Source organism: Aeromonas sp. QDB11 (assembly GCF_027705265.1).
Lineage (GTDB): Bacteria > Pseudomonadota > Gammaproteobacteria > Enterobacterales > Aeromonadaceae > Aeromonas > Aeromonas allosaccharophila.
In genome coordinates this window covers 15180-27194 of sequence record NZ_JAPDBM010000065.1, presented here as the reverse complement: position 1 = coordinate 27194, position 12015 = coordinate 15180, and the positions used below count along the sequence as shown (strand labels likewise).

The window sequence follows — 12015 nt, the reverse complement described above, 5'->3', positions numbered from 1 at the left end:
CTAAAAACTGGGAATAACGCCTTAAATGGCGAAGAAACGGTCTAAATAGGCTGATTCAAGGCATTTACGGGAGAAAAGATCGGCTCAAACTGAAAAAATGAAATGACTGAGTCAGCCGAGAAGAATTTCCCCGCTTATTCGCACCTTCCTTAGAGTCGGAAATATGGATCCTTTTACTCTATAACGAGCCCGTCCCTACCCAAATGACTAAAAAAGCGGGCCAATGGCCCGCTTGGTTATATTTCACTCGCCCATCCTCACACCAGCGGATGGAAATGGCTGGCCTCGCGGGTGGCCATCTCCTCGTAGGTGGCCCACTTCTGCCACGCCACTTTTTGCGCAACCTGCATCAGCCGCTCGGCCTCCTCCGGATGGCTCTGGGCCAGCACCCGATAACGGGTCTCCTCCTGCCGATATTCAGCAAGGGGGATGGAGGGGCGCAGGCTGTCGAGGCTGAAGGGGTTCTGCCCCGCACTGCGCAATACCGGGTTGTAGCGCATCAGCGGCCAGTGACCGGAGGCCACCGCCCGTTTTTGCTGGGTCAGGCCAAACTCCATATCGATGCCGTGGGCGATACAGTGGCTGTAGGCGATGATCAGCGACGGGCCCGGATAGGCCTCCGCCTCACGCAAGGCTTGCAGCGCCTGCTGCGGGTTGGCACCAAAGGCGATACGGGCAACATAGACGTTGCCGTAGGAGATGGCTTGCAAGGCTACATCCTTCTTAGCCAGCGTCTTGCCCCCCGCCGCGAACTTGGCGACGGCGCCGAGCGGGGTCGATTTCGACATCTGGCCGCCGGTGTTGGAGTAGACCTCGGTATCCATCACCAGCACGTTCACATCGCGTCCGGAGGCGAGCACATGGTCGAGCCCCGCCGAGCCGATGTCATAGGCCCAGCCATCGCCGCCGATGATCCAGACCGAGCGGCGCACCAGCTGATCAATCAAGGAGAGCAGCTCGCGGGCCTTGCCGGATTTCACCTCCTCCAGCCGCTCCCGCACTTGCGCGACCCGGGTGCGCTGGGCGCGGATCTCCGACTCCAGCCGCTGCGGGGCGTTGATAAGCGACTCGACCAATGCCTCCCCCAACTCCCCCTTCATCGCCTGCAAGGCCGCTACCGCCTGACCGCGATGCTGATCGGCGGTGAGACGAAAACCAAAGCCAAACTCGGCGTTGTCCTCGAACAGGGAGTTCGACCAGGCCGGCCCCTTCCCTTCGCCATTCTTGGCCCACGGGGTGGTCGGCAAGTTGCCGCCATAGATGGAGGAGCAGCCGGTGGCGTTGGCCACCAGCATGCGATCGCCAAACAGCTGGGTCAGCAGCTTGAGATAGGGGGTCTCGCCACACCCGGCGCAGGCGCCGGAGAACTCGAACAGGGGTTCGAGGAACTGGGCACCGCGCACCGTGGAGAAATCCACCCGCTCGCGGGCAGGCCAGGGCAGGCTCTCGAACCAGCGCAACGCCTGCTTCTGGCCAGCCAGATGGGACCCCTTGTCCATCATGGTGATGGCGCGCTCGCCCTCGTGTTCCTCATCAGCCCCGGCCCGCACTGGGCAGGCCTGCACACACTGGCCGCAGCCGGTGCAATCCTCCGGATAGAGCTGCAATGTGTAGCGGCTGTCGGGGAATCCCTTGGCGGTGACGGGTACCGACTGCGCTGCCTCGGGGGCGGTCGCCAGCCAGTCCTGATGGTAGAACTTGGCCCGCAGCGCCGCGTGGGGGCAGACAAAAACGCAGTTGCCGCACTGGATACAGATATCTGAGTGCCAGATCGGGATCTCGCGGGCGATATCCCGCTTCTCAAAGCGGCTGGTGGCGGTGGGGTAAGTGCCATCCACCGGCAGCATGGAGACAGGGATCAGATCGCCGCGCCCCGCCAGCATCTCGCCGGTGACCCGCTGGACAAACTCGCTGCCACCCGGCGCCAGTGGCAGCGGATAGTCGCTGATCTGCTCGTCGCCGGCCGGGATCACCACCTTGCAGAGGTGAGCCAGGGTATCGTCCACCGCCGCGAAGTTGCGCGCCACCACCTCGGGCCCCTTGCGGGCATAACTCTTCTCGATGCTCTCCTTGATCAGCGCAATCGCTTCATCCCGTGGCAACACCCCGGCCAGCGCGAAGAAGCAGGTCTGCATAATGGTGTTGATGCGATTGCCCATGCCGTTTTGCTCGGCCACCCGATCGCCGTCGATGCAGTAGAGCTGGATATTGAGGGCGCGGATGCGGGCGCGCAGCCGCTCGGGCAGCTGGCCCCACACCTTGTCCGCCTCATAGGGGGCATTAAGCAGCAGGGTCGCCCCTTCCGCGGCGTGCTCCAGCAGGTCGACCGATTCGACAAAGCCCCACTGGTGGCAGCCGATAAAGCTCGCCTGCTCGATAAGCCAGGGGGCATCGATGGGCTCGGGGCCAAAGCGCAGGTGGGACACAGTGCGCGAGCCCGACTTCTTGGAGTCGTAGACGAAGTAGCCTTGGGCGTGGAACCCCTCCAGCTCGCCGATGATCTTGATGCTGTTCTTGTTGGCGCCCACCGTGCCGTCGGCGCCGAGGCCGAAGAAGAGCGCCCGCACCCGGCTGGCAGGCTCCAGATCGCCGATGGGGTGCCAGGCCAGACTGAGGCCCGACACATCATCGACGATCCCCACGGTAAAGCGGGGGCGCGGCGCATCGGATGCCAACTCCTCGAACACGGACGCGCACATGGCGGGGGTGAACTCTTTGGAAGAGAGGCCATAGCGACCGCCACTGAGCCAGGGCAGCCGCTTGATAAGGCCGCGCTGCAAGCCATCGATCAGCGCGCTCTGCACATCCAGCAGCAGCGGCTCGCCGCCCGCCCCCGGCTCCTTGGTGCGATCCAGCACCGCCATGCGCCGCACGCTCTCGGGCAGCGCATCGAGCAGCGCCTGTACCGGGAAGGGGCGATAGAGGCGAATTACCAGCACCCCGGTCTTGCGATCCTGCCGGTTGAGCCAATCCACGGTAGTGCGGGCGGTGGCCGCTCCCGAGCCCATCAGCACGATGACATCGGTAGCATCGGGCGCGCCGTGATACTCCACCAGCCTGTAGTGACGACCAGTCAGCTCGCCGAGGTTGTCCATGCACTGCTGCACCCGCGCCGGTACCGCTTCATAGAAGGGGTTGACGCTCTCGCGGGACTGGAAATAGGTATCGGGGTTCTGGGCGGTACCACGCATCACCGGATGATCCGGGTTGAGCGCCCGCGCACGGTGGGCGCGTACCCAGTCGTTGTCGATAAGGGCCCGAATTTCATCCCGATGCAGGGCGGTGATCTTGTTCACCTCGTGGGAGGTACGGAACCCGTCGAAGAAGTGGATGAAGGGTACCCGGCACTGCAAGGTGACGCTGTGGGCGACCAAGGCCAGGTCCTGCGCCTCCTGCACCGAGCCGGAGGCAAGCATGGCAAAACCGGTGCTGCGCGCCGCCATCACGTCCTGATGGTCGCCAAAAATCGACAGCCCCTGCGCCGCCAGCGAGCGGGCCGCCACATGGAACACCGCCGAGGTCAGTTCACCGGCGATCTTGTACATGTTGGGCAGCATCAGCATCAGCCCCTGACTGGCGGTGAAGGTGGTGGCGAGCGCCCCCGCCTGCAGGGCGCCGTGTACCGTGCCGGCCGCCCCCCCTTCGCTTTGCATCTCCACCACTGTGGGAATGTTGCCCCACAGGTTGGTCTGCCCCTCCGCCGCCCAGGCATCAGCCAGTTCGGCCATGGTCGAGCTCGGGGTGATGGGGTAGATGGCACACACTTCGCTCAGCTGGTACGCCACCCGGGCCGCGGCTTCGTTGCCATCGACCATGATCAGTTCATGTTTCATTGGGACTCCTCCGGTTGGCGCAGCTCGATGGCGTGACAAGGGCACTGGTCGTGACAGGCACCGCAGCCGGTGCAGCGTTCGGCATCCACCTGATAGCCTTTGCCCGGCCCCAGCTTGGCGATGGCCTGCTCGGGGCAGCTGCCATAGCAGCCGTCACACTCGAAGCAGTTGCCGCAGGAGTAGCAGCGCGCCGCCTCGTAGCGGGCGGCCACCTCATCCAGCCCGCCGATGATCTCGCCAAAGTCATCCCGCGCCCACGCCGGTTTGACCGGCTGACTGCTGGCCGGGGCGTGGGTCTGGAACCAGAGTTGCAACTGCTCCGGCCCCACCAGCGGGTAGGAGAGCGGTTTGTGGTAGTGGCGACCGCGCAGCCAGGCATCCATATGGCGCGCCGCCTTCTTGCCGTGGCCGGTGGCGATTGTGACGGTGCGCTCGGAGGGCACCATGTCGCCACCCGCAAACAGACCCGGCACATCCGTCATCAGGTTACCCGCCACCTGCACGACCCCCTCCTTGTTGACCCGCACGCCGGGAATGCTCTCCAGCACCGAGAGATCGACCTCCTGACCGAGCGCCAGAATAAGGGAGTCCGCTTCGAGGGTTTCAAACTTGCCTGTGGGTACCGGCTTGCCCTCGGCATCCAGCGCCATCACCTCCACCTCGATATTGGTGTTGTCGAGCTGGCGGATGGTGCGCAGCCAGTTGATCTTGATCCCCTCCTCCTCGGCCTCATCGGCTTCGAAGGCGTGGGCCGGCATATGGTCGCGATCGCGGCGATAGATGATCATCGCCTCTTCAACGCCCAAACGGCGGGCGGTGCGAGCCGCATCCATGGCGGTGTTGCCGCCGCCGTAGATGGCTACCCGCCGTCCCAGTTTTGGCGGTGGCAATCCTTTCTCTTCGGCCAGACTGGCCTGCTCGAGAAAACTCACCGCATCGAGGATCTTGCCCGCTTCCCGGGCCGGAATATCGACCCGCTTGGCCAGATGGGCGCCAATGGCCATAAAGACGGCGTCAAAGCCCCCCTCGTCGCGCTCGCGCAGCACATCCTCCACCTTGTGGTTGAGAGTCAGCGTCACCCCGGCCGCCACGATGCGGGCCACCTCCCGATCCAGCACATCGCGGGGCAAGCGGTAGGCGGGAATACCAAAACGCAGCATGCCGCCCGCCAGCGGCCCTGCTTCGCGGATCTCCACCTGATGGCCAAGCCGGTTGAGGTGCCAGGCGCAGGAGAGGCCGGAGGGGCCAGCACCGATCACCAGCACCTTCTTGCCGCTGGCAGGCGCGGGGGGCGCAGGCAGCCAACCTTTGGCAAGCGCTTCGTCGCCGAGGAAACGCTCGATGGCGTGGATAGAGACGGATTCATCCACCTGACCGCGGTTGCAGGCGCTCTCGCAGGGGTGATAGCAGACCCGGCCATGAATGGCGGGCAAGGGGTTCTCTTCGATCAGGGTCTGCCAAGCCGCTTCAAAGCGACCGGCCTGCGCCAAAGAGAGCCAGGCCTGGATATTTTCTCCGGCCGGGCAGGCGTGATTGCAGGGTGGCAGGGCCGGCCGCCAGACGGGTAGCCGGGTACGCACCGGGCCTGTTCCCGTTTTCAGGGAGAGATCCGGCAATGGGGTCATGTCCAGTTGTTTGCTCATACATTGCTTTCTTCTTTTTGTGTGACAGGCCCCACCCGATGGCGCTTGATACCGTGTAGCCGAAGCGGACGGTGGCCGGATGGGGAAGAAGCGAAAGCGTTAGAAACTGGGAACTGAGTCGATAATGGCCGCTTTTTTGTACTGATTAGCGAATCAGGATCAAAAAATGTTGCACTTTATGGTTCATAGAGACCAGAACGTGACTCAAGTAACATCTTCTCCAGCTGACCGCTGGCTTTCAGTTTGGCGAGCCCCCGATTGAAGGTTTTGATCAGCTCGTCAGCGTTGGCACGCTTGCGGCTGATCAGCAGGTGACCTTCAACTTTCATCACGGGTTTTGAATGGGTTGCAAAGAGATCGACCGTACTGGCCGGGTAGAACTGACGCAGGGAGTAGTAGCCGACATCGATGTTCTCCAGGGTCAGGTCGGCGCGGCCGGAGAGCAGCAGATCAAAGCTCTGGCGCAGCCGGGTGACAAACTGCACCTGCAACGGCACCTGCGCGATGGCTGCAAAAAAATCTGCATTGTAGGTATAGCCACTGACCGCAGCCAGCTTGCGATCCGCCAGATCCTGATAGCCACGCCATTCCAGCGGATCGGACTTGAGATAGAACCAGACGTAGGTCTCACTCAGGATGGGATCGCTGTAGAGATGGGTTTTGCGACGCTCGCTCGACTCATACCAGTGGACTGTGCCATCCACCACTCCCTCCTCCGACAAGCGAAAGGCCCGCTTCCAGGGTAGAAACTGAAACTTGACGCTCACCCCCTCACTCTTGAATGCCTCGCTCACCACATGAGGGATTAGCCCCTGATATTTCAGCGTCTCGGAGCAGTAAGGGGGATACTCTCCCGTGGCCAGGGTCAGCTCCTGCGCCCAGAGCCCGTGGCAAAAAAGGCTCCCCGCCAGCAACCAGCTTATTTTCATCCCGATGCCCTCTTGTTCTCTTTTCCCAACTATAGACCGCCCCCTTGAAAGGATTGCCGGATCGCCGGGGAACCGTTATGTTCCCCTTTTTCCAGGCGATCGCGCCACGTCACAAGGATATGAAGATGCCCAGGCTAGACAGCATTCACCTCTACCCCATCAAATCGACTGCAGGTATGCCGCTGGCTCGCGCCCGGGTGACCGAAGAGGGACTGGCAGGGGATCGCCGCTACATGGTGGTCAAACCGGACGGCACCTTTATCACCGCCCGTACCCATCCCCAGCTGCAACAGGTCGTGGCCACCCCCATCGAAGGAGGCTTGCAACTGCGCTATCCGGGCTTTGAACCGCTCACCCTGCAAGAGGTCGACTTCAGCCGCGCCCCGCAAGCTACCGGAGTCTGGAGCGACCGTTTCACCGCACTGCACACCGACCCCAAAGCCGATGGGTGGCTGAGCCGGGTGGCAGGGGAGACGGTGCAACTGCTCTGGCTGGGTGAAACCTCTGATCGCTTTCGTGAAAAGACCGGCACCCGGGTCAGCTTTGCCGACGGTTATCCGCTGCTGCTGATAAGCCAAGCCTCCCTTGAGGATCTCAATCTGCGCTCCGATGCCCTGCACCAGATGAGCCAGTTCCGCACCAATCTGGTGGCAAGCAATACCCAGCCCTTCGAGGAGGACAGCTGGGTGCGTATCCGCATCGGCGAAGTGGAATTTAAAGTGGTCAAGCCCTGCAGCCGCTGCATCATGACCACGGTGGAAGCGGGCACCGATCGTTTCAACGCCCTGAAAGAGCCGCTGGCCACCCTTACCCGCTACCGCCGTGGCGAGGATGGCGAGGTCTACTTCGGCCAGAATCTGGTGGCGCTGAACGAGGGCTGGATTGAGGCAGGCAGCGAGATAGAAGTGCTGGAGCGCACCCGTCCGGTGGTCTATCCCGCCGCCGCTCCGAGGAAGCGGGAGCTGGTCTGCGTGGCCCGCGAACCGCTGGCGCGGGATCTGGAGACCTTCTGGTTCGACGCCGCCGATGGCGAGCCCCTGCCCGACTACCTGCCGGGCCAGCATCTGCCCATCAGTCTCGATATCAAACATGAGCGAGTTCAGCGGCGCTATACCCTGAGCTCCACGCCGGATCACCCGGAGCGTTACAGCATCAGCGTCAAAAAGGTGGAGGGTGGCCGCATCTCCCACTGGCTGCACCAGCAGTTGCAGGTGGGTGATCGGCTGCTGGCCGCCAACCCCACTGGCGATTTTCACTTAGGGTCCGAGCGCAACCTCCTGTTGCTCTCCGCAGGCTCCGGCGTCACCCCCATGCTGGCGATAGCCCGCACCCTGGCCCTGCGCGGTGAGCTGGAAGATGTTCACTTTATGCACCTGTGCCGCAGCGAAGCGGACATTCCCGCCGCCAGCGAACTGCACGCCATGACGCAGTTGGGGATGACCCTGACCATTATCCTGAGCCAGCCCGACAATCACTGGCAGGGGCTGCAAGGGCGACTCAATGATGAGCATCTGCGACGGGTCAACGGGCTGGCCGCAAAAGAGGTCTTTATCTGCGGCCCCCACGGTTTTATGGCCGATGCCGCCGCCAAAGTGGCGGCCCTCGGCGTTCCGGCCGAGCGCATCCGCCAGGAGAGTTTTGGCGGCGCCATTATCTCGGTAGCCCGCCCCCATCAGGCGGTACAACTGCGCATCGGCACTCAAGCATTCACCGGCAACAATCAGGGTACCGTGCTGGATCAGGCCAACAAGCAGGGCGTTGAGCTGCCCTGGAGCTGCCGCGCCGGCATCTGCGGCAGTTGCAAGCAGACGCTGGTCTCGGGCGAGGTGGATCACCCCGACGCACCCGCCATCACCGCTGCCGAACGGGCCGAGGGCAAGATCCTCACCTGCTGCGCCGTGCCGCTGACCGATCTGGAGATCTTGTGATCTGGTGATCGGGCCGCGTTAACTCACTCTCACTCAGATGACCGGGGAATTGACCCCGGTCATTTTTTTGCCAATGCCGCAGCCCGGTTTCTGCTTATTTCCGTTCATCGTCCTCGGAGCAAGCTTTCCCTTCCTATAATCACAGAGCAAAAAGCCTTGCCAGCCATTGACTTGGCAATGCGCCACAAGACGCTCCCTGATGAGAATAAGGACGCTCCACCATGGAACAGAACAAGCCCGCCTTTCAGCTCAACCTGCTGCTATCCGTCATTACCCTGATCCTGCTGTCACTGGTGTTTTTCGCCTACAGCTGGGCGGGGAAACAGCTGGAAGAGAGCTATCGGCAACAATATGTCTCCTACCTGCTGGCCGATGAGCTGCGCCAATCCTCCGATGATCTGACCCGACTCGGTCGCACCTACGTCATCACCAAGGATCCCGCCTACGAGCAGCAGTACATGCGGATCCTGGCCATTCGCAACGGCGAGCAACCGAGGCCGGAAGGCTACAACCGTATCTACTGGGACTTTGTCGCCGCCAACGGTCAGAATCCACGACCCGATAGCAACCAGCGCCGCGGCCTGATCGACCTGATGAAGGATGCCGGTTTTACCGACGGGGAGCTCGCCAAACTCAACGAAGCCAAAAACAACTCGGATGCACTGGTCAACACCGAGGTGGCCGCCTTCAAGCTGGTGCAACAGACCGATGGCGATCTCGCCGCCAATCAGCTACAGGCCATCGCCATGATGCATGACAAGGCCTATCACCAGAACAAGGGGCGCATCATGTCCCCCATCGATGACTTCTACGTGATGATGGAAGGACGCAACCAGGAGGCGGTCGAAAGCGCCATCGCCAATACCGATATGCTGCGCTATCTCTTTATCGCCCTCGGTCTGGTGTTGATGTTCTTCCTCTGGCGTACCTATCGCTCCCTGCTCGATCTGGTCGGCACCTCGGTAGAACAGCTCAAGACCGATCTCCATCTGCTGGCGGAAGGGGACTTCTCGCGCCCCATCAAGGTGCCGCAAGGCTCGAAAGAGAGCCTGATCGGCCTGCTCGGCGGCATGCAGACCACCCTCAAAGGGATCATCGCCAAGGTCTCCCACTCCACCGAAGAGTTGTCCGACTCTGCCGATAGCATCGCCCAGATCGCCGAACAGACAGCCCAGTTCGCCACCTCCCAACAGACCAGTACCCAGACCATGGCCGCAGCCATCGAGGAGCTGGTGGTGAGCATCAGCCACCTCTCCGACAACGCCACCCATGCCGACGAATTGAGCAAGGTCTCCGCCAATACCCTGGAGGAGGGTTCAGGGGTTATCAAGGAGACCCTCGGCAGCATCGAGAACATCTCCACCACGGTAGGAGAAGCGGCCAGCACCATCTCCGAACTCAATGGCCATACCCAGCAGATTTCGGAGATCATCGGGGTGATCCGCGGCATTGCCGATCAGACCAACCTGCTGGCGCTCAACGCCGCCATCGAGGCGGCGCGGGCGGGTGAACAGGACGTGGCTTTGCGGTGGTGGCCGATGAGGTGCGCAATCTGGCCAGCCGCTCGGCGGCGTCAACCCAGCAGATCACCGGGATGATCAGCAAGATCCAGAGCGGGGCGGACGCCTCCATCCGCAGCATGGAGAACACGGTCAACAACGTCTCCCGCGGGGTCACGCTGGCCAACCAGACCGGCGAGGCGATCGCCAGCATCCAGAGCCACGCCTCCAACCTCACCGGCCTGATGGGGGAGATCAGCCACACCCTGCGCGAGCAGTCCACCGCCGCCAACGAGGTGGTCTCCACCGTCGGCAACATCACCTCTCTCTCGGAGCAATCGGGGGATGCCGCCCGCCACGTGTCGCAAGAGGCGGCCAAGCTCAAGCAGCTGTCACGGGTGCTGCGCCAGGAGATGGGGCACTTCAAACTTTAAGAAACGCTGCAAAGCAAAACGGCTGCCCGAAGGCAGCCGTTTTTTTATTCGGGGTTATCCCCTGTCATCCAGCATCTATCAACCACGCAGGGCGGCGATGCGCTGCTCGATGGGCGGGTGGCTCATGAACAGCTCGCTCATGGAGCGCTTGCCGTTGATGCCAAAGGCCATCATGGAGCCTTCCAACTGCGGCTCGGCACCGCGGGAGAGGCGCTCAAGGGCGGCAATCATCTTGTCACGACCGGCCAGCTTGGCGGCACCGGCATCGGCACGGAATTCGCGCTGACGGCTGAACCACATGACGATGATGGAGGCCAGAATGCCAAACAGCATCTCCAGCACGAACACGGTGATCATGTAGGCAAAACCGCCGGTGCTGCTGCTCTCTTCCTCATTGTTGGAGCTGAAGAAGTTGCTGATGACGCCAGCCACGATGCGGGCGAAGAACATCACGAAGGTGTTCACCACCCCCTGGATCAGGGTCAGGGTCACCATGTCGCCGTTGGCCACGTGGCTCACTTCGTGGGCCAGCACCGCTTCCGCCTCGTCACGGCTCATGCTGTAGAGCAGGCCGGAGGAGACCGCCACCAGCGAATCATCGCGGCGGGCACCGGTTGCAAAGGCGTTCATCTCGGGCGAGTCGTAGATCCCCACTTCCGGCATCTTGATACCAGCTTCGCGGGCCTGACGAGCCACAGTGCTCACCAGCCAGTGCTCTGTCTCGTTACGGGGTTGCTCGATGACCTGGACGCCATAGCTGCGCTTGGCCATCCACTTGGACATCAGCAAGGAGATAAAGGAACCCCCAAAACCGAACACGGCACAGAACACCAACAGCCCGGAAATGCTGGACTTGTTGATCCCCAGAACCGAGAACAGGATATTGAGTACCACCCCCAGCACCAGCATGACGGCCAGGTTGGTCACCAGGAATAGCATAATTCGCTTCATATAGACTCCTTGTGAAGATAAAGGACATGACCGGGGACCACTCGGGATCCCCACCTGATCATGTTAATGTCGACATTCTAGGGAGATTCGATGAATGTTCGCTGAATATGCCGTCACAGTAGCGGCGATATATCGATACGCCCCTGCAAATTGGCTTCAAGCGGATTGTTTATAAACGGAATTTCACCGAGGAAGGGGGCTGGCAGCAGGCCCCTCAGGGTGTCCAGATTTTCCTGATAATGACTCATGGAACCATGGAGCCGATTAATTACCCAGCCCGCCACCGGCAGCTGATCGTTGCGAATGGCGGCAAAGGTGAGCAGCGCATGGTTGAGGCAACCCAGCTTGGCCCCCACCACCATGATCACCGCCATGTTCTCCTGCTTGACCCAGTCTGACAGTAAATGCTTGCGATCGAGCGGCAGATACCAGCCCCCCGCCCCCTCCACCACCGTGATCTCGGCGCCAGCCTGCTCTATCTTGCGCAGCCCATCGCTCAACCCATCCAGGGTGATGGGCTGACGCGCCTCGCTGGCGGCGATGTGGGGCGCAATCGGTGGCTCGTAGGCAAACGGATTGACCACCTCGTAGGGCAGTGGCAGGCTCGCTGCCTCCTGCAACAGGACGGCATCGAGGTTGCGCAACCCGTCCGGAGTGCGGGCACACCCCGCCGAGATCGGCTTGTAGCCTGCGCACTTGATCCCCTGTGCGCTGAATTCACGCAGCAAAGTGCGCGCCACCAGCGTCTTGCCCACATCGGTATCGGTGCCGGTGATAAAGAATGATTTCATACGGTTC

The 12015-nt window shown here is 61.9% G+C and carries 6 protein-coding genes and 1 pseudogene; 2 read left to right on the top strand and 5 right to left on the bottom strand.

Going from position 1 to position 12015, the window contains the following annotated elements; all coding sequences use genetic code 11:
• Nucleotides 1–257: 257 nt before the first annotated feature.
• The 3 genes from nifJ to OKC40_RS18200 all read right to left on the bottom strand — a co-directional run bounded on the left by nifJ (nucleotide 258) and on the right by OKC40_RS18200 (nucleotide 6405).
• On the bottom strand, nucleotides 258–3833 hold the full coding sequence (gene nifJ, locus OKC40_RS18210) for a pyruvate:ferredoxin (flavodoxin) oxidoreductase (protein ID WP_270796425.1): 3576 nt from the start codon (nucleotides 3831–3833) through the stop codon (nucleotides 258–260).
• Nucleotides 3830–5476, bottom strand: a complete 1647-nt coding sequence (locus tag OKC40_RS18205; protein ID WP_270796423.1) for an NAD(P)-binding protein — start codon at nucleotides 5474–5476, stop codon at nucleotides 3830–3832. Before OKC40_RS18205 ends, nifJ begins: the two co-directional genes overlap by 4 nt.
• Nucleotides 5477–5652: 176 nt before the next feature.
• Nucleotides 5653–6405, bottom strand: a complete 753-nt coding sequence (locus tag OKC40_RS18200; protein WP_113738777.1) for a substrate-binding periplasmic protein — start codon at nucleotides 6403–6405, stop codon at nucleotides 5653–5655.
• 125 nt (nucleotides 6406–6530) lie between these two features.
• Here OKC40_RS18200 and OKC40_RS18195 point away from each other — a divergent pair, with 125 nt between their 5' ends.
• A complete protein-coding gene (locus OKC40_RS18195; protein WP_270796420.1) occupies nucleotides 6531–8333 on the top strand; it encodes an MOSC N-terminal beta barrel domain-containing protein in 1803 nt (600 codons plus the stop codon).
• 221 nt (nucleotides 8334–8554) lie between these two features.
• Nucleotides 8555–10266 (top strand): annotated as a pseudogene (locus tag OKC40_RS18190) (methyl-accepting chemotaxis protein).
• 78 nt (nucleotides 10267–10344) lie between these two features.
• Here OKC40_RS18190 and htpX read toward each other — a convergent pair.
• Together htpX and bioD are read right to left on the bottom strand one after the other, a co-directional pair.
• Entirely contained in the window at nucleotides 10345–11217 is an 873-nt protein-coding gene (htpX, locus tag OKC40_RS18185; RefSeq protein WP_005337890.1) for a protease HtpX, read from the bottom strand.
• Nucleotides 11218–11330: 113 nt separating this feature from the next.
• A complete protein-coding gene (bioD, locus tag OKC40_RS18180) occupies nucleotides 11331–12008 on the bottom strand; it encodes a dethiobiotin synthase (RefSeq protein ID WP_197929481.1) in 678 nt (225 codons plus the stop codon).
• Nucleotides 12009–12015 lie beyond the last annotated feature (7 nt).

Bases quoted from the DNA above. Each gene is read 5' to 3' on its own strand.
- nifJ (WP_270796425.1), bottom strand. From the start codon at position 3,833: ATGAAACATGAACTGATCATGGTCGATGGCAACGAAGCCGCGGCCCGG.
- OKC40_RS18205 (WP_270796423.1), bottom strand. From the start codon at position 5,476: ATGAGCAAACAACTGGACATGACCCCATTGCCGGATCTCTCCCTGAAA.
- OKC40_RS18200 (WP_113738777.1), bottom strand. From the start codon at position 6,405: ATGAAAATAAGCTGGTTGCTGGCGGGGAGCCTTTTTTGCCACGGGCTC.
- OKC40_RS18195 (WP_270796420.1), top strand. From the start codon at position 6,531: ATGCCCAGGCTAGACAGCATTCACCTCTACCCCATCAAATCGACTGCA.
- htpX (WP_005337890.1), bottom strand. From the start codon at position 11,217: ATGAAGCGAATTATGCTATTCCTGGTGACCAACCTGGCCGTCATGCTG.
- bioD (WP_197929481.1), bottom strand. From the start codon at position 12,008: ATGAAATCATTCTTTATCACCGGCACCGATACCGATGTGGGCAAGACG.